This is a genomic window from Bianquea renquensis (assembly GCF_014384895.1).
Taxonomy (GTDB): Bacteria; Bacillota; Clostridia; order Lachnospirales; family Bianqueaceae; genus Bianquea; species Bianquea renquensis.
This window is the reverse complement of the sequence record NZ_JACRSQ010000006.1, coordinates 12,035-37,627: the sequence shown is the minus strand read 5'-3', so window position 1 is coordinate 37,627 and position 25,593 is coordinate 12,035. Positions and strand designations below refer to the sequence as shown.

The window sequence follows — 25,593 nt, the reverse complement described above, 5'->3', positions numbered from 1 at the left end:
TTGCAAATCTCAAAATCTGCGTTATAATGATAGATGTGATTTTTGCGTAGCAGAAAAATTCAATCGTTGGAAAATTGAAGGAAAGAGGAACAAGAAGGTGGAGTCATGGCACAGGGCAATGATGTGTTAAAGAGAATCAATGAGCGGTATCCTCATTTGAGCAAAGGGCAGAAGCTATTGGCCAACTATATCACGGAGCACTATGAGAAGGCAGTGTATCTCACGGCATCCAAGCTGGGGCAGATTGTAGGTGTATCCGAGTCCACGGTGGTCCGGTTCGCCAATGAGCTGGGGTACGATGGCTATCCGAGTTTGCAGCGCGCACTGGAAGAGTTAGTCAAAGTCCGGCTGACAGCGCTGCAAAGAATGGAAGTGTCCAAGGGGAGGATGGATCAATCCCATATTCTTACGTCCATCTTGCAGGCGGACATGGACAATATCAAGGCTACGCTGGAGATGGCGGATGAAGAAGGATTTAAAAAGGCAGTGGATGCGATCCTGCGCTCACGCCGGATTTATATTCTCGGTGTCCGAAGCTGTGCGTCGCTAGCCGCCTTTCTCGGATTTTATATGAATCTGCTGTTCGACGATGTGCGGTTGATCCATACGAACAGTGTCAGCGAGACCTTTGAGCAGATGTTGAAGATTGGTGCGGAGGACGTGGTGATTGGAATCAGTTTTCCGCGGTATTCCAAGCGAACCGTCCGCGCTATGGAATTTGCCAAGTCCAGGGGTGCGAAAGTCGTGGCCGTCACAGACAGCGACGTCTCGCCATTAATTCCTTTTTCCGACTATACCTTGAAAGCGAGGAGTGACATGGTATCCTTTGTGGATTCCCTCGTGGCGCCTCTGAGTTTATTGAATTCCCTCATCGTTGCGCTGAGCATAGGGCGCAGGGATGAGATCACCCATTCCCTCAGCAGTCTGGAGAGCATCTGGAAAGAGTATGATGTCTATGACAGCGAGGAGAGAGATGATCTTGTGTTTGGGAAGCCGTTGCCATGAGGACATGGGATGTGATTGTCATCGGCGCCGGGGCAGCCGGCTTGATGGCGGCAGGGAAGGCCGCTGAAGAAGGGGCCAGCGCGCTGGTGTTAGAAAAAAATCCACGTCCCGGCGTTAAGGTCGGCATCACTGGCAAGGGCCGGTGCAACGTCACGAATATTGCGGACGTGAAAACATTTATGGACCATGTGGTGTCCAACGGACGCTTTCTGTACTCCAGCTTTCACAGCTTCTCCAACCTGGATGTGATGGAGTTCTTCGAGAAGATGGGCGTGCCAGTGAAAGAAGAACGGGGAGGCCGAATTTTTCCTGTGAGTGATCGGGCCTCCGATATCGTGGCGGCGTTGGCCCGCTATGGGTCGGAAGCCGGTGCCAGACTTCATCTGAAGGAAGAAGTGAATGCCGTTGAGCCGGAAGAGGGGTATTGGTCTGTCATCACGGGGCAAGGCGCGTATCGTGGCAAAGCTGTGGTCATTGCCACGGGAGGCAGGAGCTATCCGAGGACGGGATCCACTGGCGATGGTTACCGATGGGCCGAAACTCTGGGGCACAGTGTAACTCCGCGGCGGCCAGGTCTGGTTCCTCTAGTCTGCCGGGAAAGCTGGATCCGCAAACTGCAAGGGCTATCCCTTCGAAATACAGCGGTTTGGGTTACGGAGAGGGGAGGAAAGGTGGTCTGCCGTGATTTCGGAGAGCTACTCTTCACCCACTTTGGCATAAGCGGTCCGGTGGTGTTGAGCGCATCCAGCTATATGCAGCGCTGGCTAGCCCAAAATGGATTGGATTTTGGTGAGGCAGGTTTTGTATTTCACATGGACTTAAAGCCTGGGCTCGATGAGGATGCTTTGGACAAGCGCTTGCTCCGCGATTTTGAAAAATTCGCTCTGCGCGATTTTCAGAATGCGCTGGATGATCTGCTGCCGCAAACGCTTATCCCTGTCATCCTTGAGCGGTCGGGTATTCCCGCAGGAACAAAGGTCAACGCCATTACGAGAGAGCAGCGGTCGGCGCTGCGAAATCTTCTCAAAGATTTTACGGTGACAGTTCACCAGAGCCGTGGAATGGAGGAAGCCATCATCACCATGGGAGGCGTGGATGTGCGGGAGATCAATCCTAAGACGATGGAATCCAAACGGTGTCCAGGGCTATTTTTTGCAGGAGAAGTGTTGGATGTGGATGCGCTGACCGGCGGTTTTAATTTGCAGATAGCCTTCTCCACCGGCGTTGCGGCAGGCGTGTACGCGGCGGATAGGCGATTTCAATAGGAAATGAGGAGGATCGAATGCGGACGATTGCGTTAGATGGGCCTTCCGGCGCAGGGAAGAGCACGGTGGCTAAATTAGTAGCAAAACAGTTGGGAATTCATTATGTGGATACCGGCGCCATGTACCGAACGCTGGGATGGTATTTGCTGCAGGAGGGGGTCTGCCTTTCAGATGAGGCGGCTGTGGAAGACGCGCTATCTTCTGTCAGCGCCACCATCCAGTTTTCCGGCGGAGTACAGAGAATGTACATTGCAGGGCAGGATGTGACGGACCTGCTTCGCGCCCAGGATGTGGGGGAGGCCGCCAGCAAAATAGCGGTCTATCCATGTGTCAGAGACAAGCTGTTAGGGTTACAGAGGGAACTTGCCGTGCGATATGATGTCATTATGGATGGGCGGGATATCGGGACAGCGGTTTTGCCGGACGCAGGTGTGAAGATCTATTTGACTGCCTCAGTGGAAGAGCGGGCCAGAAGGCGGTATCAAGAGCTCTGCGATAAAGGCGAGACTGGCTTTTCCCAGGAGGCCATCCAGGAGGAGATTGCATCCCGAGATTATCGGGACACACATCGCGCCATTGCGCCGCTTCGACAGGCGGAGGATGCAGTTATGGTGGATTCGACACAGCTGACGGTGCAAGAGGTTGTTGACCGTATCTGCACGTTAGCCGGAGGAAAGGTGTCATGACCATTCAGGTGGCAAAGACGGCGGGATTTTGCTTTGGCGTTCGAAATGCGCTGGAGCTTGTGGAAAAGCGAGCGGCTGAAAAGAATGGGAAGACGCTGTACACCATTGGTCCCCTGATTCACAATCCGGATGTGGTGGCCCGCCTGGAAGGACAGGGGGTTAAAACAGTAGCCGATGTGAGTGAGCTGGGCGCTGGCGATGAGGCGGCAATCCGGGCTCACGGCGTAGGGGAGGCGGTATACCGCCGTTTGGAGGAACAACAGGTTGACATCCTGGATGCCACATGTCCCTATGTCAAGAAGATACACAACATCGTCCGGGAGGAAAGCCTTGCGGGATGTCCGGTGATCATTTTAGGGAATCCAGAACACCCAGAAGTGAAGGGGATCCAGGGATGGTGTCAAAATGACTGTTTTATTATACAGTCTGAGGAAGATTTTGGAAAACTTCCACAAAGAAAAGAACAAGAAATCTGCCTGGTCGCCCAAACGACATTTAATATATTTAAATTTCAGAAAATTGTTGAGAAATTGAGAGAAATAGGGTATAATTTAAGAGTGTTTCCTACGATTTGCAAATCAACCCATGAGCACCAGCAGGAAGCGATTGATTTGGCAGAGCAAGTGGATGTGATGATCGTAATTGGCGGGAAACATAGCTCGAATACCCGGAAGCTTTATGAGCTGTGCCTTCAGCGCTGTCCGAAGGCTCTATATATCGAGAACGCCCAAGAGCTTTCCCCGGAGGAGATCCGATCCATGAAGATGGAGAAGGTGGGGATTACAGCCGGGGCATCCACGCCGAATTTTATCATGCAGGAGGTTATTAGGAAGATGAGTGAGATCAATACGTTTGAAGAGTTATTGAATGAAAGTTTTAAAGAAGTTCATTCCAGGGATATCGTCACCGGGACCGTGGTTCAGGTAACGGACAGTGAGATCGTTTTGAATATAGGCTACAAGTGTGATGGAACCATGACCCGGGAGGAGTACGGCGGTACGGATGCGCCGTTGACGGAGCAGGTCAAAGTGGGCGATGTGATGGAGGTTCTGGTCGTCAAGGTGGGGGATAGCGAGATCTTGCTGAGTCGCCGCCGTCTGCTTCAGGACAAGACCTATGCGGAATTGGAGGAGGCCTTCGAGACAAAGGCGATTCTGACGGGTACAGTTCAGGAAGCCTTTGACAATGGCGTCACTGTGCAGTATAAGGGAAGCAAAGTTTTCATCCCGGCATCGTTGGCCGACGTTCGGAGGGTGGACCTGAAGACATTGGTGGGACAGGAAGTTCAATTTCGGATTATTCGGCTACAGCGCAAGCGCAATCGGATTTTGGGCGACCGCAGAAGCGTTCTGCTGGAGGAGCTGAATGAAAAGCGGGAAGAGACATTGAAGAAGCTGGAGATCGGAGCTCGCGTCAACGGCGTGGTCAAGACGCTGACCAACTACTGTGCCTTTGTTGACCTTGGGGGCATCGATGGGATGTTGCATATTTCGGAGATGGGATGGAGCGTAGTCCGGCACCCGGCCCATGTTCTGAAGGAAGGCCAGCAGATCGAGGTTATGATTAAGGATATGGATCTGGAGAATCGAAAGATCTCGTTGAGCACCAAATTTCCTGAGACCAACCCATGGAATGGCGCGGAAGAAAAGTACGCCGTCGGCAGTATTGTGGAGGGGACCGTGGTTCGATTTGCGGACTTTGGCGCGTTTGTTGAGCTGGAGAAAGGCGTGGATGCGTTGATACATATCTCCCACCTGTCCAGAAAGTTTGTCAAGCAGCCCTCGGATGTGCTGACCATCGGAGAACGAATCCAGGCGAAAATCATTGACCTGGATCTGGAACAGAAGCGGATCAGCCTGAGTCTTCGGGATCTGGAGCCTGAGGACGAGGCTGTGGAGATTGTGGAGAATCCAGAGCCGGAGGAGATCACGGAGGAGCAGGAGTAACCTGCCGTTCCGTGTCGATACAAGTTCGCCTTGAGGCGGACTTGTTCTTTTTATAGTTTTAGGGAGTGGTGCGGTTGATCTATACAGTTACCATGAATCCATGTCTGGATTATGTGGTCGAGCTCGAGCAGGTAAGGCTTGGCAGGACGAATCGAGCGAAAGGCACGTACATTCGGGCGGGCGGAAAGGGTATCAACGTTTCGTTGATGTTAAATCGACTGAACGTGGAGAACAGAGCGACTGGATTTGTCGCCGGTTTTACGGGAGATGAAATTACCGCGCAGCTCAGCGGAGAGGGGATTGCGGCAGAATTTCTGACGGTAAGCGGTTTGTCACGGATCAATGTAAAGCTTTGGGCTGAGGAGGAGACGGAGATCAACGGAACCGGTCCAATGGTCGCCGGCTCCGATGTGAGACGGCTTTTCCGCGTACTGGAAAAGGCGGAGAAACAGGATATCATTGTCCTCTCCGGGAGCATCCCTGCGACTTTGCCCATGAACATCTATGGAGAAATCGCCTGTTGGGCGGAACAAAAACGGATTCCTCTCGCCGTCGATGCCACAGGAGAACTGTTGAGGGACTGTCTTCCGTACCATCCCTTTTTAATCAAGCCGAACTTGCAGGAACTGGAGGAGCTTTTTGGTCAACCGCTGAAATCGGACGAAGAGGTGCTTCGCGCAGCCGACGAGCTGCGGAGGGAGGGGGCGCAGAATGTCCTCGTCTCCATGGGCGGAGGCGGAGCACTGCTCGCAGCGGAAGACGCTGTATACCGCGCACAGGCCCCTCAGGGCAAGGTTATAGGAACTGTCGGCGCTGGAGATTCCATGGTTGCCGGTTTTTTGAGCGAGTTTTCGAAGAAACCGGATTTGGGCAAAGCATTGAGCATGGCAGTCGCAGCAGGCAGTGCCACGGCCTTCAGCCCGGGGCTCGGGTGCCGGTCTCTGGTTATGCGCCTTGCAGCGGAGATTCAGCCGGTACAAGTGACTAGAAAGTCATAGCGATGAAAACAACACTGATAATTTGCCGCTAAGCGGCAGAATGGAGGTTACAATGGTCACCATCGATAAGCAGAGAGAATTCAGCGCCGTGGGATTTGGAGAAGTGATGCTCCGTCTGTCGCCTTCGGGAAAGGAACGGATCTCCCAGGGAGAGACTTTCGAAAAGCGGGCGGGGGGCTCCGAGCTCAACGTCGTGTCTGGAATCTCCATGCTAGGACTTCGGACGGGGCTTATCACCAAGCTGCCGGACAATGAGATTGGAAAATTTGTCAAGAACCAAGTCCGTTTCTGTGGCGTCAGCGATGATTGCGTAGTCTATGACACCAGCGATGACGCCAGACTAGGGGTTTACTATTACGAGGGAGGCGTATATCCGCGGCGGCCATCCGTGGTGTATGACAGGAAAGCCTCCTCCATCAACACCCTGTCCGTGGAGGAAATTGACCCTGCGATCTATGAGAAGGCGCAGCTGTTCCACACCAGCGGTATTTCATTGGCGCTTAGCCCTACGTGCCGGTCCACTGCGCTGGAGGTAATCCGGAGATTCAAGGAGAGGGGAACGCTCATCTCCTTTGATGTCAACTATCGAGCTTCGCTGTGGAGCGAGGATGAGGCGCGCAGAACCATTGAAGCGCTGCTGCCGTCTGTGGACATTTTATTCGTGTCGGAGGAATCTTCCCGGCGGATGTTCCGAAAGACCGGAGATCTGGAGGACATTATGAAGAGGTATGCCCAAGACTATGGCGTCTCCATGGTCGCGACGACGGCGCGGCAGGTTACGAGTCCCACCCGGCACACCTTTGGATCGACGCTGTATGATGCGCAGGAGGATCGGTTTTATCGGGAAGAACCGTACCGGGATATCGAGGTCGTGGACCGGGTAGGAAGCGGAGATGCGTATCTGGCGGGAGCCCTGTACGGGTTGTTACAGTACCAGGATTGTCAGCGAGCTGTGGAATTCGGCAACGCCATGTCCGCAGTGAAAAATACAATACCGGGCGATCTGCCGGCCAGCGACGCGGAGGAGATCAAAATGATCATCGCGGCGCATCAGTCGAAGGGGCCCCAGAGTGAGATGAAGCGATAGGGATTTTCCACAGCCCCCGGATATAAGCGGTGAGCATGGGGGACGTCTGTTGGGAGAACCAGTGGGTCAATTCGTCAAGCTCATAGTACACAGTGGCGTCTTTCGGGCCGCGGCGGAACCCGTGAAGAGGATGCGCGCTGGCGTCGGCTAGGGGAGGCCCGCCATATAAGAAGAGCCCCTGCCTTGGGACACAGCAGGTAGCGGCGGTTGCGGCTCTGCGAAGGCGCGGCGGGATGTCCGCAGCTAAGGATTTATGAAGGATTGTATCTTGCTCTGGCAGATAATAATAGTCTTTCGGATTCGGCAAGTAATAGCGCAAGGTTTCCTCTGTTACGGGGAGTGTTACATAGCAGATGGAGCTTCCCGCTTCAAAGGAGAAGAGTCCTTCCAGGGGGCTCTTTTTTTGTAGAGGTATCCATGTCTCATGGGAAAAGGGGATCTGGCGGTCGAGATGAATCTCTAGGGACCTCCACTCGCCCTCTTCACTGATGAGAGAGTCTCGAAGTGCTACGGTCAGCACAGCGCTGTCTGTCAAGATGGATAAAAATTCCCGTATCCGCATGAGCCTCGCTAGGTTCTGAACATCTTCAAAATTGTGGAGCAGGAGAACGCGCTCCAAGGCGGGGTCATCCCGGCGGATATACTCATAGTACACGTCGATGAGCTGTCCACCGTCAAAAGCGTCGTCGCGCCGAGTTCCTAAGAATTGCTCCACTGTTTTCAGCTTGCAATTGTCCCAGCCAAAAAATTTGGCGTAGGGGCGATACTGCTTCAGGAGATCCAGGGAGCGGAAGGAAAGAAAGTCACAGGGAATATGCAACGTTTTCATGCGGCTTTCCAGAAATGCGAGATCAAACATATCCCCATTGTAGGTGATGCACAGGGAAAAATCCTGCATCCGCTCTGTATAGGATGTCAACAATACCGGCTCATCTTGCAGCGAGGAGGCTAGATGCTGTTCTATGTAAAAGGAGTGGTTTTCATAGTACAGATATCCGATGAGGTATACGCTGTCATAGGTGCGGTTGAAGCCGGTGGTTTCAATATCGAGGAACACGCTCTGTTCAAGAGGGCCTAGCGTCAGCAGTTGAGCCTTGATGCTTTCCGTCTCATTGGACGATAGGGAAAGCTGAGTCTTCAAAATTTTCATGATCTCCTCCTATAGTTGGATTTAAATCAGATAATCGTAGATGGTAAAACTGTCGCACCCAGAATGGATATTCCGTATAGGCATCTTCATCAGCAATCTGTTGCAACGTTCTTTTGCCAACACGGCCATCCAGAATCGCCAATATCTTTATAATAGAATTGTCTGAATGTAGAGCCGTTTGGATTGGCATATTGCGGAATTGGAGCGCCGCCGACAAAAAATCCATTTCACAGTAGGTGCACGCATCATCCCATTTGGGCTTCATAATGGCTTCAATATCGTCGCAAGAGAGATGGGGATTTTTTTCATATAGCGTTGAAGCATCGCGTTCCTGATGGTACATCTCGATCCATGAAAAACATACGATTTCCCTTCCATTCAGCTGAATCGCGGCTCTGCCATATGAATTGTGGACCTGGTGGTAGCGAGTTAAAAAATAATGGATTTGTCCCTTTAAGCTGTCGCAGAGCATTTGATGCAAGAATTTGTTAAGATTCGACCATGATTTATAGTGTTCCATTATGCCGCCTCCCGGTTACCCTTTATACAGATAGAGTATACCACAGGCTTGTGTCGATTTCAACGCGGTTTGAGGACGGAAAAGAGTCGGAATCTGTCGCAAAAACCAAAATCCAGGGTTGCGCGGACCCTGGATTCTATGCTACAATATACCTACCATGGAGTTTTTGGAGGGCGAATCGTCCCTTTTTGCCTATAGGATGGTCTGCCATAAGGCAGTTTAAATTTGAAATAGGAAAGACCGCCGTAAGGCGGACATAATTCGAAGAACCGAAGGTTCTTTTTTATAAAGCCGGCGCTGCCGGCAGGGAGGCAACCATGTCCAAGGAAAAAGATGCAGGGGTTTCCATTGATCCCGGGGTGGAGGAATCCGCCAGACAGAGAGCCATTATTCGGGAACTGCGGGATGAATTCACTCAAAAAGGATGGAACAAGACATACTGGATTACCACACTGGGCTGTCAGATGAACGCCAGGGATTCGGAGAAGCTGTCCGGCATTCTGGAGGAGATCGGCTACCGCAGGAGCGAGGCGGAGGAAAGCGCAGACCTGGTCATCTACAATACGTGCTGTGTGCGGGAGAATGCGGAACAAAAGGTGTACGGCCGGTTAGGATACCTGAAGAATTATAAGAAGCGCCGTCCCGAGATGAAGATCGCCCTCTGCGGCTGCATGATGCAGGAGAATCTTGTGCTGGAGAAGCTGAAAAAATCCTATCCACAAGTGGATTTAATTTTTGGAACCCACAATCTGTATAAATTCCCGGAACTTCTACAGGCCATGCTGTCCAGCGGAGAGCGGATCATCGACATCTGGAAGGAGCACGGAGAGATTGTGGAGGATCTGCCCTCCAACCGGAAATACTCCTTTAAAGCCTCCGTCAACGTTATGTTTGGGTGCAACAATTTTTGTACCTATTGTATTGTACCTTATGTGCGGGGGCGCGAGCGCAGCCGCCGGCCGGAGGAGATCCTGAAAGAAATTTCCCAGTTGGCCCAGGACGGCGTAAAGGAAGTCCAGCTGCTGGGACAGAACGTCAATTCCTACGGCAAGACACTGGAGCACCCCATCTCTTTCGCCCAGCTATTACAGGAGATCAGCCAGATCGACGGCATTGAGAGAATCCGTTTTATGACTTCGCATCCCAAGGATCTGTCCCAGGACTTGATCGATGCCATGGCAACTCTGCCCAAGGTCTGTCCCCATTTCCATCTGCCGCTTCAGTCTGGGAGCAGCCGGATTTTAGAGAAGATGAACCGCCATTATGACCAGGCGCGGTATCTGGATGTGGTGAGACGGCTTCGGGAGGCGGTTCCGGATATCTCCCTGACGACGGATATCATCGTCGGGTTTCCAGGAGAGACGGACGATGATTTTGAAGAGACGGTTAAAGTTGTGCGGGATGTGCAATTTGACAGCGCCTTTACCTTTCTCTATTCCAAGCGGGAGGGAACGCCCGCGGCGGCCATGGCGGAGCAAGTGCCGGAGGAAGAAGCAAAACGACATTTTGACAGGCTGTTGGATGTCTTGAAGGAGGATATCCATGCGAAAAATGAAACATGGGTTGGACGCACGGTTTTGGTGCTGGCGGAGGAGACGAGCAAGCATGACGAGGGGATGCTGACAGGGAGGACACCTCACAATCAGTTAGTCCATTTTCAGGGAGACAGAGCCCTGATCGGATCCGTCGTGCCGGTCAAAATTGTAGAGAATCAGACATTTTATTTTACAGGAGAGCGAATCCCAAGTGAATAAGCTTACACCAATGATGGAGCAGTATCTTGAAGTCAAGAAGCAAAATCCCGGATGCCTGTTGTTTTTCCGACTCGGGGATTTTTATGAAATGTTTTTTGATGACGCGCTCACCGCGTCAAAGGAGCTGGAGATCACCCTGACGGGCAGAAGCTGCGGCCAGGAGGAGCGGGCTCCCATGTGCGGTGTGCCGTATCACGCGGCGGAGACCTATATCCAGCGGCTGATCCAAAAGGGATATAAAGTTGCCATCTGCGAACAGATGGAGGATCCGAAGCTTGCCAAAGGGATTGTCAAGCGGGAGATCACGCGGATTGTGACGCCGGGCACCAATATGAACGCCGAGTCGCTGGAAGAAAACAAGAATAATTACATCTGTTCAGTCAATCGGGTGGAGGACGTCATGGGGCTGGCGGTGGCGGATGTCACCACAGGCGAATTTTTGGTGACGGAGCTGACCGAGGAAGAAAAATTCTGGGATGAGCTGGCCAAATACCGCCCCACAGAGCTTTTGGTCAGCGAAGACTTGAAAAATATGGAGAGCCTGGATTTTGACCGGATTGCCAAGACGTACTCCGTGTTCGTCAACCCCTATCCCAACTATCACTACCAATATCAGCGCTGTAAAGATAGGATTCTTCAGCATTTTAAGGTTCTGTCCCTGGAAGGGCTGGGGCTACAGGAGATGCCTCTCGGCGCCACGGCGGCGGGAGCCCTGCTGGACTATCTGCTGGAGACCCAAAAGCGGGATCTCGGCCATATCAGCAAGCTGACCACTTATTCACTACAACAGTACATGATGCTGGACGCCACCACCAGGCGCAACCTAGAATTGACCCAGACTCTGCGAGACAAAGGGAGGAAGGGCTCACTGCTGTGGGTGTTGGATTATACCAGCACGGCCATGGGCGGACGACTACTGCGCAAATGGCTAGAACAGCCGCTGGTGGATAAGGCGGCCATCGAGGACCGGCTGGACGCGGTGGAATGCTTTGTCAGCGATCCTATGGTGAGTGAGGAACTGCGGGAGATGCTCAGTGGCATTTACGACATGGAGCGGCTCATGGGGAAGATTTCCTACGGTACGGCCAATGCAAGGGATATGCTGGCCTTGAAAAATTCTCTGGCAGGACTGACGGGAGTGAAGGCGCTCCTGCGTGCGCTGGAGGTCCCACATTTTCAGGCCATGGAAAAGACCTTCGATGATTTGGCGGACGTGTGTCAGCTGCTGGAGAGAGGAATCCATGAGGAGCCACCCATCACAATCCGCGAGGGCCAGATTATCAAGGAGGGATACGATCCACAGGTGGATAAACTCCGGCTGGCATCCGTGGATGGGAAAACATGGCTGGCGAAGCTGGAGGCAAAAGAGCGGGAAGCGACAGGGATCAAGAACCTGCGGGTCGGTTACAATCGGGTATTCGGGTATTATATTGAAGTGAGCAAGGGAAACATTCCGCTAGTGCCGGACCGCTTTGTCCGCAAACAGACGTTAACCAATGGGGAACGGTACATCACCCAGGAGCTAAAAGAGATCGAAGATACATTGCTGGGGGCACAGGATAAGGTTGTGGAGCTGGAATATCAGCTGTTCTGCGAGATCCGGGATAGGGTTAACGCGCAGATGACGCGAATCCAGAAGACCGCCGATGATATCGCCCAGATGGATGTGTTGCGCTCTCTGGGGGAGGCGGCGTATCGGAATCAGTACTGTAAACCCGAGATTTTGCACAATAAAAAAGGGGTCCTGGAGATTCATCAGGGCCGGCATCCCGTTGTGGAGAAGATGTTGCCGGACGAGGCATTCATTCCCAATGATACCTATCTTGACACAAAGGATGACCGCATTGCCATTATTACGGGACCCAACATGGCCGGAAAATCAACGTACATGCGGCAGGTGGCCATCATTCAGCTCATGGCCCAGATCGGCTCCTTTGTTCCGGCCTCATCGGCCAGCATTTCCATTGCGGACCGGATTTTTACCCGGGTAGGGGCTTCGGACGATCTGGCGGGCGGCCAGAGCACGTTCATGGTGGAGATGTCTGAGGTGAGCAATATTTTGCGCCATGCCACATCCGCAAGTCTGCTGATCTTAGATGAAATCGGGCGGGGAACTTCCACCTTTGACGGGCTCAGCATTGCCTGGGCGGTGGCGGAATACATCAGCGATAAGAAGATCATCGGGGCTAAGACCCTATTTGCGACCCACTACCACGAGCTGACGGAGCTGGAGGGGCAATTGAGCGGCGTGAAGAATTACTGTGTCGCCATCAAGGAGAGTGGAGAGGATATAATTTTTCTCCGCAAGATCCAGCGGGGCAGCGGGGATCAGAGCTATGGCATCGAGGTGGCAAAGCTGGCGGGGCTGCCGGGATGGGTCGTTAAGCGCGCCCAGGAGATACTGGAGGAGCTGCTCCAAAAGGATGTGGCAAAAAAAGCGTCCAATATAAAAGCGAAAAAGCAGGTGGAGGAGGATCCCCTACAAATTTCGCTGTTTGGCTCTGGGGACAGTGAAAAGGAGGCCCTCTTGGAGGAGCTCAAAGGGCTTTCCGTCATGGAGATGACGCCGCTCCAGGCGATGCAGACGCTGTACGATCTGCAAAATAAAGCGAAGACCCTCGGATGAGGGGCGCCCGAGGAGGGGAGGACATAAATGGCACAGATTCAGATGTTAGATCCAGCCACGATCAATAAAATCGCCGCTGGCGAAGTGATTGAAAGGCCCGCGTCCATTGTCAAGGAGCTGGTGGAGAATGCCATCGACGCTGGCGCCAGTACCATAACCGTGGATATTCGCGACGGTGGCATTTCCTATCTCCGCGTGACGGACAATGGGGCGGGGATTGCGGCGGATCAAGTAGAAATCGCGTTTTTGCGTCACAGCACAAGCAAAATCGAGAGAGCAGAGGATTTGCAGACCATTTCATCCTTGGGCTTCCGGGGGGAAGCGCTGGCCAGTATCGCGGCGGTGGCGCGGGTTGAGATTTTGACGAGACGCGCGGAGGACATGACGGGAGTTCGATATGTAATCGAAGGTGGACGGCCGCAGATACTGGAGGAGATCGCCTGCCCGGCGGGAACCACCCTTCGGGTTGAAAATCTTTTTTTCAACACACCTGCCAGAAAAAAATTTTTGAAGAAGCCGGCGGCGGAAGCGGCGTACATCACGGATTTCTGTCAGAAGATGGCGCTGGGGCATCCGGAGATTTCCTTTAAATACATGCGCGGCGGCGGGACTCCGATTCTGCATACGCCAGGCAACAATCAGCTTAAGAACTGTGTGTTTGCCGTCTTTGGGAAAGAGATGCTGTCCCAATTGCTGAGTTTGGAGGAGACAGGTGAGATCAGCATAGATGGATACATCTCGAAGCCGGAGCTGACTCGCGCCAATCGAAGCTATGAGAACTATTTTTTAAACGGCCGTTATATTAAGAGCCAGGTTATCGAGAAGGCGCTGGAGGAAGCTTACAAAGATTATGTTGTTCCAGGCACCTATCCCGTGACGATTTTGCACATTCGAATGGATCCGCAGGTTCTCGACGTCAATGTCCATCCAACGAAAATGGAGGTGCGGTTTTCGGCGGAGGAGCAGGTGAGGGAGGCGGTGTTTGAAGCCGTTTCCAGAAAGCTGCGGGAGTCGAACCTTACGGCATCCCTCCATATCGAGCCGCCGAGGTCCGAGCCGCCGGCTATGGAAGCGAAGAAAGCGGATCCGGCAGAGGAAGCGCTGCTGGCGGAGCTCATGAGGAGGAGAGAAGAGCTTTTACAGAAGGAACCGGTGGCACCGGCGGAACAAGAGCCGCCCCGGAGCGAGCAGATGTTTGTCGAGGAAACGCCGCTGCTGGAGCCGGAGGTGGGAGCGCGGAGGGAGGATCAGAAACGGGCTGACTTTGCGCTGATTGGCCAGGCATTTCGAACCTACTGGTTTGCAGAGAGTCAGGAGCAGCTGTACATCATTGACCAACACGCGGCACATGAAAGGGTCCTGTATGACCGCATTCGCGCCCGTCTGCGGGATGGAAAGCTTGACTCACAGATTTTACTTGAGCCGGAGGTATTTTCTGTCACGGAAAAGGAGATGCTTCGATTAGAGCAATGCCGGCCGGTGTTTGAACAGCTGGGGTATGAGATGGAGGCTTTTGGGGAGGACGCGATGTTGGTGCGGGCGGTGCCATATATCTTCAATGGCCCGCTTGACAAACAGGATTTTCAGAGTATGGTGGATCTCTGTCAGGAGGGCAATCACAATGTGTCCCTGGATGTATGTCTAGACCGGATGGCGATGATGTCCTGCAAGGCGGCGGTAAAGGGGAACGATGCGATTTCTTTCCAGGAGATGAAGGGGCTACTTGAGCAGCTATTAGCGTCGGAGAACCCGTACAACTGTCCCCACGGGAGGCCGACGATGATCACCATGACGCGCTATGAGCTGGAACGAAAATTTAAGCGGGCATAGGAGACGAGGCAGGGAATGGACGAGCGACAGCCACTGTTACTACTGGCAGGCCCCACGGCGGCAGGCAAGACAAAGCTGTCGATTGAGCTTGCCAAACGGCTAAATGGGGAGATCCTATCGGGAGATTCCATGCAGGTGTACCGGGGAATGGATATCGGGACGGCCAAAATCCGAGAGGAGGAGATGGAGGGCATCCCGCATCATCTGTTGGATGTCTGCCAGCCGTGGGATGAATGGAATGTGATGCTTTTTGTCAGGAAGGCGAAGGAGGCGATGGAGCAGATCCGCTCCCGAGGGCACTTGCCCATCGTCGTAGGTGGAACGGGGTTTTATCTCCATGCTCTCGCCTATGATACGGATTTTACCCAACAGCCCGGGGATGCCGGGCTTCGAAGAGAACTGGAGCAGCAAGCGCGGGAGTTGGGGGCTGAGAGCTTACACCGGAGATTGGCGGAGATCGATCCCGAATCGGCCCATGCGATTCACAGGAATAATGTGAAGCGGGTGATCCGCGCTCTTGAGTATTATCAGGCGACGGGAGAACCAATCAGTGTCCACAACCGAAGAGAAAAGCAGAAAACGACACCCTACCGGCTCTGTTATCTGGTCCTTTCTATGGATAGGGAGCAGCTCTATCGGAGAATCGATGCGCGGGTGGACAGCATGGTGGAGCAGGGGTTGGAGGAGGAAGTGCGCCGGCTTATCCAAAACGGATGCCACCGCCAAATGGTCTCCATGCAGGGCCTGGGGTACAAGGAGATGATCGACTATCTTGAGGGCCGCATGACGAAAGAAGAAGCGGTCTACATTTTAAAGAGGGATACGAGACATTTCGCCAAAAGGCAGATCACGTGGTTCAAGGCGGAGAAGGAGGCGATCTGGCTGTCACCTGAGGAGGCGGAGCGGGACGGCGTTAGTCTTGTGGATGCAGCCATTGAGCTCTGGAGGCGGACACAGGGGGCCGCCCAACAGAAAGAGATTTGACGCCCGCCAAACACAGCGGGACCTTACAGGCAGATTAAATTTTTTTAAACCTGGAAAAAATACTTGAACTTGAGGCGCAAATACTATACAATAGACTGTAGAGATATAAGAGCCTGCAAATCGGGTTAAAATGGGAATGTCAGGGGCTTATACACCTTACCGGAACCTGGAAAATATGGCCGGAGGGGATTTTACTTTTTGAGGAGGAGCTTGGGATGACCAAACAGATTAATTTACAGGACATGTTCTTAAATACGCTGTGGAAGGAGCGCACGGAAGTGACCGTGTTTCTGACCAACGGGTATCAGCTGAAAGGGTGTATCAAAGGCTATGACAATTTTGTGGTGATGATGGATTCGGACGGAAAACAGCAGATGCTGTATAAGCACGCCATTTCGACCATCGCACCGTCACGTCCCGTTGTCTTTGTGACTCCCCGTGAGACAACAGGCAATCAGGAATAGTTCAGATGGATTTCAGGGGTAAGGGACAGCGTTTGTTCGATATGGGCATTGACCAGGAGACTGTTCGTTTCTGTGAGGAGACTGAACAGTCTCTTACAAGTCAGTTCACCCGTATTGAACAGATCCTGGAGGAAAATCAGTGGAAGGTATTGGGGGCGATGCAGGATCAGCGGGTGGCCCCGATGCACTTCGAAGCGAGCACAGGATATGGATATAACGATGTGGGCCGGGACTGCCTGGAGGCAGTCTATGCGAAAGTCTTTGCAGGGGAGGATGCGCTGGTCCGCCCGCAGATGATCTCCGGGACCCATGCCCTCTCGACAGCGCTGTTCGCGTGTCTGCGGCCGGGGGATGAGCTGATATCAGCGGTTGGTGCACCCTACGATACGCTCCAGGGCGTCATCGGAATTCGGCCTGAGGTGGGCTCCCTGGCGGAAATGGGAGTCCGATACGAGCAGGTAGAGCTCGGGCGGGATGGCCGGCCGGATGTAGCGGGGATTGCCCGCGCGGTCAAAGCCTCCACCAGGATGGTGACGATACAGAGGTCCAAAGGCTATTCCTTTCGACATTCCCTGTCCATCGGAGAGATCGGAGAGATCATCCGCGCGGTGAAGAGCGCCAATCCCGACTGCATTTGCATGGTTGACAACTGTTACGGAGAGTTTGTGGAAGACCAGGAACCCTGCGAAGTTGGGGCAGATCTGACAGTAGGCTCGCTGATCAAAAATCCAGGTGGGGGGCTGGCGCCCATCGGGGGATATATTGTGGGGCGCAAAGATTTGATCCAACGGTGCGCCGTCCGGTTATCAGCTCCAGGGCTTGGAAAGGAAGCTGGCGCCACACTGGGAGTGAACCGGTCCCTCTATCAAGGGCTGTTCTTAGCGCCCCAGGTGACAGCCGGGGCGGTGAAAACGGCCGTCTTTGCCTCCGCCCTGTTTCAGCGGCTTGGATATCAGGTTTCACCGGGGCCGGAAGAGAGCCGCCATGATATCGTACAGGCGATTGCACTGGGGAGGCCGGAGGCGGTCTTATCCTTCTGCCGGGGCATTCAGAAGGCGGCTCCCGTTGACTCCTATGTGACCCCGGAGCCGTGGGACATGCCTGGCTATGATTGCCCAGTTGTCATGGCCGCGGGCGCTTTCGTGCAGGGATCCTCCATCGAACTATCGGCGGACGGACCAATGAAGCCACCATACATTGTGTATTTCCAGGGGGGGCTGACATGGAGCCATGGAAAATTCGGAATTATGAAAGCGTTGCAGGAATTGAAGAATGACGGTCTGCTCCAAAAGGGCCGTTGAACAAATGAGAAAGATTATGGGGGCGTTTTTCCGATCCTATCTGCGCCGGACGGACAGGAGCGGGGAAGGATGCGCCCTTTTTTCACAGCATGGGAAATTCCGCCGCAAGGCGAACTTTTGGTTAAGCGGAATGGCGGCTATGCCGCGGAGCGCAAACAATAGAACAGGGGGATGCTATGCGGCTGCCTGAAACATATGCCCGTCGGATGCAAGAGCTTTTGGGGGATGAGTGCGAGGCTTACATGGAATCGTTTGAGCGGGAGTACAGCCAGGGGCTCCGGGTCAACACGAGAAAGATATCCCCGGAAGCATTTTTAGGACTTTGGGGTGATCCTTTGGAGTCCGTGCCATGGTGCCCGGCGGGATTTTATCTGAGCCCAGGGGGAAAACCTCCATCGAAACATCCATTTTATTTTGCGGGGGCATACTATTTGCAGGAGCCCAGCGCCATGGCGCCGGCGGCTATCCTTCCCGTTGAACCGGGGGACAGGGTTTTAGATCTCTGTGCGGCTCCAGGGGGAAAAAGTACCCATTTGGCAGCGCGCCTTGAAGGGAGAGGGGTCCTCGTCTCCAACGATGTCAGCGCTTCCAGGGCAAAGGCGCTGCTCAAGAATTTGGAGCTCTTTGGCACGGAGAACGCGGTGGTCACGTCGGAGGCGCCGTATAAGCTTGCGTCCCGGTTTGCGGGATATTTTTCCAAGATTCTCGTGGATGCCCCCTGTTCCGGGGAGGGGATGTTTCACAAGGACCCGTCCATTGTGAAGAATTGGGAACAGTACGGCAACGAATATTACGCCAAGATACAGGAGGAGATCCTGGACAGTGCGGCTGCAATGTTAGCCCCTGGCGGGATGTTGCTATATTCCACATGTACCTTTTCGCCGCTGGAGGACGAGCAGACGGTGCAGAATTTTTTGCAGCGGCACAGGGAGTATCAGCTTGTGGAGATCCCGAAATGTGGAGGGATGGCCGACGGGCGGCCGGAGTGGATCCCTGAGGGGGACTCCGCGCTGCGTCGGTGCGCCAGATTTTGGCCCCACCGTCTGCGGGGAGAAGGCCATTTTGCTGCCCTCTTTCAGAAGGAAGGAACGGCGTTGCCGTGGAGAGATAAGGCCGAATCCGCCGGGCGAAAGCGAGAGTTGGAGCCCTTCTATCGATTTGTGGAGGATACGTTGGCGGTGGAAGCGGCGTCGTTGCCTGGCGCACACCAAATGCCACAGCTTTTGGGAGAGCGGCTGTACTGGATGCCTGTGGAGATGGAGGCGCTGGCGGGTCTTCGCATCCTGCGCAACGGCCTGTACGCTGGAGACGTCAAAGGGGGACGGTTTGAACCGTCGCAGGCATTCGCCCTTGCCCTGAAAAAAGAGCAGGTCCGCAAACTGGCGGTGTTTGATACGGAGGATCCAATGGTGATTCGCTATTTGAAGGGGGAGACACTGCCCAGCCAGTTTGCTCCAGGCTGGAACCTGGTGTGCGCCGGTCCCTTTGGCCTTGGCTGGGGGAAGGCGAGCGGCAGCCTGTTAAAAAATAAATATTTAAGAGGTTGGCGATATCAATAGGAGGTGATGGGATGGGGACAGGCTTTCTGCCCATGAGTCGAAGCGAGGTTCAGGAGAGAGGCTGGGACGGTGTGGATTTTGTTGCGGTCACAGGGGATGCGTATGTTGATCATCCCTCTTTCGGAATCGCGGTCATCAGCCGTGTGCTGGAATCCTATGGTTACCGCATTGCCATCCTGTCTCAGCCTAGATGGGACCGGCCCACTGATTTTACACGGTTTGGCCGGCCGCGCCTCGGATTTCTCATCACCTCTGGAAATCTGGATTCCATGGTCAACGCCTATACGGTATCGAAACGAAAACGGGGCCAGGATCTGTACTCACCGGGCGGAAAGGCGGGGAGACGGCCAGACCGCGCTGTGGTGGTATACTCCCGGCTGGCGAAAAGGGCGTATCCAGATTGCCCTGTTCTCCTGGGGGGCCTGGAGGCCAGCTTGCGCCGGCTGGGGCATTACGACTACTGGAGAGATCAGGTTATGCCCTCCATTTTGCTGGACAGTGGGGCCGACCTTCTCATCTATGGGATGGGCGAGACCAGCATTGTGGAGGTCGCACAGAGTCTGGAATCCGGAATCCCCATCGGTGAGATCACCTATGTGCGGGGGACGGTCTATCAAAATCCCGTGTTGGACCGGGAGGTAGACTACTTGACGCTGCCCCCCTTTTCCTCCGTCAGCAGGCCGACAAAGGAAGGGAAACTGGACTACGCGCGCAGTTTCCAGACACAGATGAGCAACACCGATCCCTATACAGCCAAGACGCTTGTGGAGCCCTATGAGGATGGGTATATCGTGCAGAATCCGCCAGCCTACCCTTTGGACCGGGATGAGTTGGACCGGATCATGGGTCTTCCGTATCAGAGAACGTACCCGGCGCTGTATGAAGCGGAGGGCGGCGTCCCCGCGATTTCGGAGGTGCGGTTTTCCATCGCACATAATCGAGGCTGTTTTGGGGGATGCAATTTTTGTGCTCTGACCTTTCATCAGGGGCGAATCGTCACATCCCGCAGCCGGGAATCGGTTGTGGAGGAAGCTAAGGGAATGATAGAGCAGCCGGACTTTAAAGGGTATATCCACGACGTGGGGGGGCCGACAGCTAATTTTCGAGGCCCCGCTTGCGCGAAGCAGGCCAGCCACGGAGCCTGCGCCCATCGGCAGTGTCTGTTTCCACAGGCGTGCCCGAATCTGGAGGCGGATCACCGAGACTATATGGAACTGCTGAGAGAGCTGCGCCAGCTGCCAGGCGTGAAGAAGGTTTTTATCCGCTCTGGCATCCGGTTTGACTATGTGCTAGCCGATACGCATTCCGATTTTTTGCGGGTTTTGGCGGCCCACCACGTGAGCGGCCAGCTGAAAGTGGCGCCGGAGCATGTCTCGCCCCGGGTATTATATTACATGGGAAAGCCAGACCACGCTGTCTTTGACCGCTTTGTTCAAAAATATGAGGATGTTAACGCGAAGCTTGGCAGAAAGCAATACTTGGTCCCCTATTTTATGTCGAGCCATCCAGGTTCGACGCTGAAAGATGCGGTTTTGCTCTCCGAGTATTTGCGGGACTGTGGGCTCAGGCCGGAGCAGGTGCAGGATTTCTACCCGACTCCATCCACCGCATCCACCTGCATGTACTATACCGGTTTGGACCCGCGGGATCTGAAACCGGTATATGTACCGCGGTCTCCCCATGAGAAAGCAATGCAGAGAGCTCTGATTCAATATAGCGATCCTCGAAACTACAGTTTAGTCTTGGAAGCATTGCTCCGGACAAAGCGCTGGGATCTCATCGGATATGGAAAAAATGCGCTGATTGCGCCGCCGAAGCGGCAGGGCATCCAGATGTCTTTTCAGGATCCATCGGTGCAGAGGGAATGGGAACGGTATCTAGAAAAGCATCCGGTGGCCGTGAACCCCAGAAAGGCATCCGGCAAAAAGAAAGGACGGTATCGACATGTATGATATGATCATCGTTGGAGCAGGGCCCGCAGGAGCCACACTGGCAAGAGGGTTGGGACAGCGCTATCGGGTATTGCTGGTAGATAAGCGGAATTTTGACAGTGAGGCTAGGAGGGAGCACCACGAGAAGAGCTGTGGGGGACTGCTGGACCCAAGCGCACAAAAGGCGCTGACGAGATTAAATCTGGCTCTGCCGAAGTCGGTGCTGGCCTCTCCGCAAGTCTTTGCCATCCGCGCCATCGACCTGGACAACAAAATGGAGCGGTATTATCAGAAACAGTATGTCAACGTGGATCGAGGGGAGTTTGACCGATGGCTGGTCCAGAAGGCCATCGCCCAGCGGGGGGTGACGCTGATGGAGGAAGCCTCTGTCGTGGGCTTCCGGGAGGACCCGCATTTTATTCAGGTCAAGATCAAGCAGAATGGAAAGGTGCAGTATGCCAACGCCCGGTATTTAGTGGGGGCGGACGGCGCGGCTTCCATGGTGCGCCGTCATAAAGAATTCTCATATCCGCTGGTGTCCCGAATGCCTCGAGAATATGTGAGCATACAGCAGTGGCTGCCGGTAAAGGAGGATATGCCGTACTTTCTGGCGATCTTTGACCAATATATTACGGATTTCTATTCCTGGATGATCCCGGAAAACGGGCGTGTTCTGCTGGGAAGCGCCATTCCAAAATCGCCGGATGCGCGGCTGAAATTCGAGTACCTCAAGGCCAGACTGATGGAGAGGGGATTTGGGCTGTGCCAGCCGGAGAAGACGCGGGGTGCGATTATCCTGCGGCCGCGCCCCTTCGGCAGTGTCGATACAGGCGGTGGCCGTGTGTTCCTCACTGGCGAGGCGGCGGGCCTCATCAGCCCTTGCTCCGCGGAAGGGATAAGCTATGCCCTAAACAGTGCCCTGGCATTGGTGCATACCTTTATGAGCGCAGAGGAAGAGGCGCTACAGCGGATGTATTACCAGAAAACCAGCGCGCTCCGCCTCAGCATTTTCCTGAAAAGCTTCAAATCCCCGATTATGTATTCCCCGATTCCTCGGGGCCTCGTGTTCCGAAGCAGGCTTCTAAGTATGCCAGTTGAGGAAAAGGGAGCGTTTGCTTGGTCTCCAAAACAAATGTGGTAAGGAGAGGCGCCATGGATTCAATTTCATTCCTGCACATGGCAGATTTGCACGCCGGGAAAAATTTCCACCATGCCAGCTTCGGCTCAGTTCTTGGAAAGTCCCGCAGGCGAGAGATTATGGACACGTTTTACCGCATTGTGGATATGGCGGTGGAGGCGAGGGTCGATTTTCTTTTGATAGCGGGCGACCTGGTGGAAGCGGAGTACATCAGCAGGCGAGATCTGCGCAACATTCAGTGGAAACTGGAGCAGGCGGCTGGGCAGAGCGATCTCCAGGTTATTTTGATTGCGGGAAATCATGATTATTTGTCAAAGGACAGTATCTATGCGGATTCCGCATGGCCGTCTAACGTGACAGTCATGCCACCGGGTTTTTCCGTACAGCGTTTTGTCGATAAAAAAACGGCGATCGGGGCTGTCAGCTGGGATACGGCGGAGATGACGGCTCTTCCTGAAATGGCGTGGGATGGAGATGACTCCCTGTTCCACATCCTACTCCTTCACGGGGATCTGTACGGCAAGGATAGCCCCTATCTGCCCCTGGACCTCCAGCGGTTGCAGGAGATTCCGGCGCACTATACAGCCCTAGGGCACATCCACAAACCGGATATCTTTCGGTTTCCTGACGGGCGCGGGGCGGCCTACCCGGGAAGTCCTGAGCCGTTAGATTTCTCGGAAACAGGATCCCATGGCGTAATCAAAGGGACTTTGCGGCGTGAAGGAGGCGAAGTCCGCCTTGACTTTGAGTTCATTCCCGTGGCACAGAGACAATTTCGGATACTCGATTTTGCTCTGACACCTGATTTGTCGGAACAGGAAGTGTTTGCCCGGATGGAGGCAGGAGTAGGAGAAATGGAGAGAAAACGCGATCTATGCCGTTTCCGCCTCACCGGATATCGGGAGAATTTTGAGGGGTTGGATGTGGAAGAGCTTCGCTGGAGACTCTTGGATTCTGGCTTCTACTATGTGGAGGTCCAGGATGAGACGGAGCCATTCTATGACCTGGACAGCCTGAAAAAAGAGTACGCCGGCTCCATCATTGGCCGCTTCATCGAGACAATGGAAGAGAAGATCGACCGCCAGGAGCCGTATGCCCAGGAAGCGCTGTACCAAGGATTGGACGCGCTTTTACAGGAAATGAAGAAGCGATAGGAGGCGGCCATATGTGGATTCAGACAGTACATATTCAGGGATTCGGCCGGTTCCGCGATACCACCTTTGAATTCGAGGAGGGCTTGAATCTCGTGGAGGCTCCCAACGAAGCTGGAAAGACGACTCTCGTCAAATTCATAGAGGGAATGCTGTATGGGTTCTACAAGCCGACAAAGCGCCGGCAATATACAGAGGATCGCGACCTTTACGAGCCGTGGGATCAAGGCTCCTACGGCGGGGTCCTGATTTACCAGGAGGGCGAACAACAAGTCCGGATCGAGCGCTGCTTTGCAAAGAACCGCGATACAGTTCACATTTTTGACCAGCAGACAGGGGAGGAGATGACCCAGCTCTTTGCCTATTCGGAGAGCTACCGGCAAGTGCAGCCTGCATCCCGGGACATGGGCTTAAGCGCGGCCACGTTTCGAAATACACTGTTGATATCGCAAGATGCCCCTCATCCCAATGGACCGGAGCTGGCGGCGCAGGTCAAGGAATACCTGGCTAATGCGCAGGAGGGGGGCGGGGACGATATTTCCGTGGAGAGGGCGGTCAAGCGGCTGCGCGCTAAGATCACGGATATTGGAACGCTCCGGCAGGCGAAGAATGGACAGAAGACATATCTCTCCAAGCGAATTCAGGTGCTGGAGGCGGAGCAGAGGGAAGCGCTACAGCGGGAAACGGAACTTGCCCAGGTTCAGGCGGCGATCCGAAGTCTCCGCGAGAAGGAGCCGCTGCTGGCCACTCGAAAGAAGCAGCTGGCGGGTCAATCCGCCGCTCTCTGCCTACAAGAGCTGGAGTCCTGGAATCAGAGGATTCAGGAGGTCCAGGAGCAGATGACGGGCATGGAAGATTCTCGCCTCGTGTCCGTATCCGGGTATGAGGAGGCCGTGCGCTGTTCCGCACAGGTGCGGAGTGCCCGGCAGAGCTGGGCAGAGGCGAAGAAAGCCGTGCAGGAGATCGAAGCGAAGATACAGATCTCAGTGGAGAATCAAAATGAGCTAGACCGGGAAATCCGAACGGCAGGAAAAGGAATATGGGGGAATCGAGTTTTGCAATGGACTGGCCTGGCGTGCTGCGCGTTGTTTTTGCTGCTCAGCTTTATTTTTGAGAAACCGGTGCTGGCCTTGGGAGCTCTCCCGGCGCTGATTTTATTTTTCGTCTCCATCGGAAGCCGGCGTTTTCAGGCGAATCGTCAGGAGATTTGGCGGCAGCGGCAGGAGCAGATGGAAAAGGACCATCATGGATTGTCCATGCTCCAGAAGGACGCGAGGGAGATGGCAATGGAGCGCAGATCTGACTGTTTGGCCGTGGAGGAGAAGCTGCGCCTTTTGTTGGAGCAGGCTGGCGTTGATTCCATAGAGGAATATAGGCGCTGTCTCGAGCGGAAGATAGCCTGTCAGAAGTTGATGGATAAGCAGGAGATGTTAGCAGAGGAGAAAAGCCGCTGGCTTAAGCAAAAGGGAATGCCGGAGAGCATGGACGAGGAAGAGTTTCAGGTTGAACTCGAGGAAGCCGCCCGGACAGCGCCTGCGGTCATTGGCTCCGCGGAATTGGACGAACAGCTAGCCGTCTATGAGCGGGAGCTGGAAGCATGGAAGCTGGAGATGGAACGCCTCAAGGAAAAGAGACGATTCCTGCGGGAGGGTGGGCGGTCCACCGATGAGATTGAGGAAGAGTTGGAGGGTCTGCGGCAAGAGTGGGCGCAGCTGGATAAGCGGCAGGCAGCCTTAAAAATGGCGGTGGATACCATCGAAGAGCTGTCCAGCGAGATGGAACGGCAGCTAGGGCCCGCATTGAATGATACGGTTCAGCGATATGTAGAGAATTTGACGAGCCAGCGCTATGGGCACGTCCGAATTCTCGAAGAAATGAAAGTGATGGTGCAGGAGCCAAAGGAAAAGCGCATGGTGGCACTGGAACAGCTCTCTGCCGGCACGGTCTGCCAGATCTATTTCGCCCTTCGGCTGGGGATGGCGGAAATCTTGACAAAAGGACGGTCTCTGCCTCTGATTCTGGATGACGTTCTGGGATTTTGGGATGAGGAACGCCTTGGCCAAATGCTGCAATTTCTTAACCAGGAACAGAAAAAAAGGCAGATCCTGCTCATGACCTGTCAGGAGCGAGAAGGCAGGCGAATCCGAGATTTGGGCATACCCTGCAAAATCGTTACAGTCTAGAAAAGGAGGCGAGAG

Annotated in this window: 19 protein-coding genes; 17 read left to right on the top strand and 2 right to left on the bottom strand. The window is 54.1% G+C overall.

Annotated elements, in window-relative coordinates:
* Window positions 1-105: 105 nt before the first annotated feature.
* The 6 genes from H8730_RS05605 to H8730_RS05580 all read left to right on the top strand — a co-directional run bounded on the left by H8730_RS05605 (window position 106) and on the right by H8730_RS05580 (window position 6,987).
* Window positions 106-1,005, top strand: coding sequence for a MurR/RpiR family transcriptional regulator (locus H8730_RS05605; RefSeq protein WP_177720331.1), 900 nt, complete (start codon window positions 106-108; stop codon window positions 1,003-1,005).
* Entirely contained in the window at window positions 1,002-2,270 is a 1,269-nt protein-coding gene (locus H8730_RS05600) for a BaiN/RdsA family NAD(P)/FAD-dependent oxidoreductase (RefSeq protein WP_177720329.1), read from the top strand. Before H8730_RS05605 ends, H8730_RS05600 begins: the two co-directional genes overlap by 4 nt.
* A gap of 17 nt (window positions 2,271-2,287) precedes the next feature.
* Window positions 2,288-2,956: a (d)CMP kinase gene (gene cmk / locus H8730_RS05595; protein WP_177720327.1), complete on the top strand. Its 669-nt coding sequence runs from the start codon at window positions 2,288-2,290 to the stop codon at window positions 2,954-2,956.
* Window positions 2,953-4,902, top strand: a complete 1,950-nt coding sequence (locus tag H8730_RS05590) for a bifunctional 4-hydroxy-3-methylbut-2-enyl diphosphate reductase/30S ribosomal protein S1 (RefSeq protein ID WP_177720324.1) — start codon at window positions 2,953-2,955, stop codon at window positions 4,900-4,902. The genes cmk and H8730_RS05590 overlap by 4 nt, the downstream gene beginning before the upstream one ends.
* A gap of 74 nt (window positions 4,903-4,976) precedes the next feature.
* Complete coding sequence (gene pfkB / locus H8730_RS05585) at window positions 4,977-5,900, top strand: 1-phosphofructokinase (RefSeq protein WP_177720322.1); 924 nt, start codon at window positions 4,977-4,979, stop codon at window positions 5,898-5,900.
* Between the two features lie 52 nt (window positions 5,901-5,952).
* Window positions 5,953-6,987 carry a sugar kinase gene (locus H8730_RS05580; RefSeq protein ID WP_177720320.1) on the top strand — a complete coding sequence of 345 codons (1,035 nt, stop codon included), beginning with the start codon at window positions 5,953-5,955 and terminating at the stop codon, window positions 6,985-6,987.
* On the opposite strand, the gene H8730_RS05575 is transcribed toward H8730_RS05580, so the two are convergent.
* Both H8730_RS05575 and H8730_RS05570 read right to left on the bottom strand, forming a co-directional pair.
* Complete coding sequence (locus H8730_RS05575; protein ID WP_177720318.1) at window positions 6,938-8,137, bottom strand: ribonuclease H-like domain-containing protein; 1,200 nt, start codon at window positions 8,135-8,137, stop codon at window positions 6,938-6,940. The two genes, H8730_RS05580 and H8730_RS05575, sit on opposite strands and share 50 nt — an antisense overlap.
* Window positions 8,097-8,657: an SF0329 family protein gene (locus H8730_RS05570; RefSeq protein ID WP_177720316.1), complete on the bottom strand. Its 561-nt coding sequence runs from the start codon at window positions 8,655-8,657 to the stop codon at window positions 8,097-8,099. The genes H8730_RS05575 and H8730_RS05570 overlap by 41 nt, the downstream gene beginning before the upstream one ends.
* Before the next feature lie 317 nt (window positions 8,658-8,974).
* Between H8730_RS05570 and miaB the strand changes: the two genes are divergently transcribed.
* The 11 genes from miaB to H8730_RS05515 all read left to right on the top strand — a co-directional run bounded on the left by miaB (window position 8,975) and on the right by H8730_RS05515 (window position 25,578).
* Window positions 8,975-10,411, top strand: a complete 1,437-nt coding sequence (miaB, locus tag H8730_RS05565; protein WP_177715169.1) for a tRNA (N6-isopentenyl adenosine(37)-C2)-methylthiotransferase MiaB — start codon at window positions 8,975-8,977, stop codon at window positions 10,409-10,411.
* Entirely contained in the window at window positions 10,404-13,037 is a 2,634-nt protein-coding gene (gene mutS, locus H8730_RS05560) for a DNA mismatch repair protein MutS (RefSeq protein WP_346726557.1), read from the top strand. Before miaB ends, mutS begins: the two co-directional genes overlap by 8 nt.
* A gap of 27 nt (window positions 13,038-13,064) precedes the next feature.
* Window positions 13,065-14,867, top strand: a complete 1,803-nt coding sequence (mutL, locus tag H8730_RS05555; RefSeq protein ID WP_177715172.1) for a DNA mismatch repair endonuclease MutL — start codon at window positions 13,065-13,067, stop codon at window positions 14,865-14,867.
* 15 nt (window positions 14,868-14,882) lie between these two features.
* Window positions 14,883-15,851, top strand: coding sequence for a tRNA (adenosine(37)-N6)-dimethylallyltransferase MiaA (miaA, locus tag H8730_RS05550; protein WP_177715174.1), 969 nt, complete (start codon window positions 14,883-14,885; stop codon window positions 15,849-15,851).
* Window positions 15,852-16,066: 215 nt separating this feature from the next.
* Window positions 16,067-16,315, top strand: coding sequence for an RNA chaperone Hfq (gene hfq, locus H8730_RS05545; protein ID WP_249289551.1), 249 nt, complete (start codon window positions 16,067-16,069; stop codon window positions 16,313-16,315).
* 5 nt (window positions 16,316-16,320) lie between these two features.
* Window positions 16,321-17,616, top strand: coding sequence for a methionine gamma-lyase family protein (locus tag H8730_RS05540; protein WP_177715178.1), 1,296 nt, complete (start codon window positions 16,321-16,323; stop codon window positions 17,614-17,616).
* Between the two features lie 176 nt (window positions 17,617-17,792).
* Window positions 17,793-19,175: an RsmB/NOP family class I SAM-dependent RNA methyltransferase gene (locus H8730_RS05535; protein WP_177715180.1), complete on the top strand. Its 1,383-nt coding sequence runs from the start codon at window positions 17,793-17,795 to the stop codon at window positions 19,173-19,175.
* Between the two features lie 11 nt (window positions 19,176-19,186).
* The gene (locus H8730_RS05530) at window positions 19,187-21,127 is read left to right on the top strand and encodes a YgiQ family radical SAM protein (protein WP_177715182.1); all 1,941 of its coding nucleotides are present in this window, start codon (window positions 19,187-19,189) and stop codon (window positions 21,125-21,127) included.
* Window positions 21,120-22,247 (top strand): FAD-binding protein, encoded by a 1,128-nt coding sequence (locus tag H8730_RS05525; protein ID WP_177715184.1) that lies wholly within the window; start codon window positions 21,120-21,122, stop codon window positions 22,245-22,247. The genes H8730_RS05530 and H8730_RS05525 overlap by 8 nt, the downstream gene beginning before the upstream one ends.
* 11 nt (window positions 22,248-22,258) lie before the next feature.
* On the top strand, window positions 22,259-23,398 hold the full coding sequence (locus H8730_RS05520; protein ID WP_177715186.1) for a metallophosphoesterase family protein: 1,140 nt from the start codon (window positions 22,259-22,261) through the stop codon (window positions 23,396-23,398).
* 11 nt (window positions 23,399-23,409) lie between these two features.
* The gene (locus H8730_RS05515; protein ID WP_177715188.1) at window positions 23,410-25,578 is read left to right on the top strand and encodes an ATP-binding protein; all 2,169 of its coding nucleotides are present in this window, start codon (window positions 23,410-23,412) and stop codon (window positions 25,576-25,578) included.
* Window positions 25,579-25,593: the final 15 nt, after the last annotated feature.

Coding starts and splice junctions, on each gene's coding strand:
- H8730_RS05605 (WP_177720331.1), top strand. CDS start 106: ATGGCACAGGGCAATGATGTGTTAAAGAGAATCAATGAGCGGTATCCT.
- H8730_RS05600 (WP_177720329.1), top strand. CDS start 1,002: ATGAGGACATGGGATGTGATTGTCATCGGCGCCGGGGCAGCCGGCTTG.
- cmk (WP_177720327.1), top strand. CDS start 2,288: ATGCGGACGATTGCGTTAGATGGGCCTTCCGGCGCAGGGAAGAGCACG.
- H8730_RS05590 (WP_177720324.1), top strand. CDS start 2,953: ATGACCATTCAGGTGGCAAAGACGGCGGGATTTTGCTTTGGCGTTCGA.
- H8730_RS05580 (WP_177720320.1), top strand. CDS start 5,953: ATGGTCACCATCGATAAGCAGAGAGAATTCAGCGCCGTGGGATTTGGA.
- H8730_RS05575 (WP_177720318.1), bottom strand. CDS start 8,137: ATGAAAATTTTGAAGACTCAGCTTTCCCTATCGTCCAATGAGACGGAA.
- H8730_RS05570 (WP_177720316.1), bottom strand. CDS start 8,657: ATGGAACACTATAAATCATGGTCGAATCTTAACAAATTCTTGCATCAA.
- miaB (WP_177715169.1), top strand. CDS start 8,975: ATGTCCAAGGAAAAAGATGCAGGGGTTTCCATTGATCCCGGGGTGGAG.
- mutL (WP_177715172.1), top strand. CDS start 13,065: ATGGCACAGATTCAGATGTTAGATCCAGCCACGATCAATAAAATCGCC.
- miaA (WP_177715174.1), top strand. CDS start 14,883: ATGGACGAGCGACAGCCACTGTTACTACTGGCAGGCCCCACGGCGGCA.
- hfq (WP_249289551.1), top strand. CDS start 16,067: ATGACCAAACAGATTAATTTACAGGACATGTTCTTAAATACGCTGTGG.
- H8730_RS05540 (WP_177715178.1), top strand. CDS start 16,321: ATGGATTTCAGGGGTAAGGGACAGCGTTTGTTCGATATGGGCATTGAC.
- H8730_RS05535 (WP_177715180.1), top strand. CDS start 17,793: ATGCGGCTGCCTGAAACATATGCCCGTCGGATGCAAGAGCTTTTGGGG.
- H8730_RS05530 (WP_177715182.1), top strand. CDS start 19,187: ATGGGGACAGGCTTTCTGCCCATGAGTCGAAGCGAGGTTCAGGAGAGA.
- H8730_RS05525 (WP_177715184.1), top strand. CDS start 21,120: ATGTATGATATGATCATCGTTGGAGCAGGGCCCGCAGGAGCCACACTG.
- H8730_RS05520 (WP_177715186.1), top strand. CDS start 22,259: ATGGATTCAATTTCATTCCTGCACATGGCAGATTTGCACGCCGGGAAA.
- H8730_RS05515 (WP_177715188.1), top strand. CDS start 23,410: ATGTGGATTCAGACAGTACATATTCAGGGATTCGGCCGGTTCCGCGAT.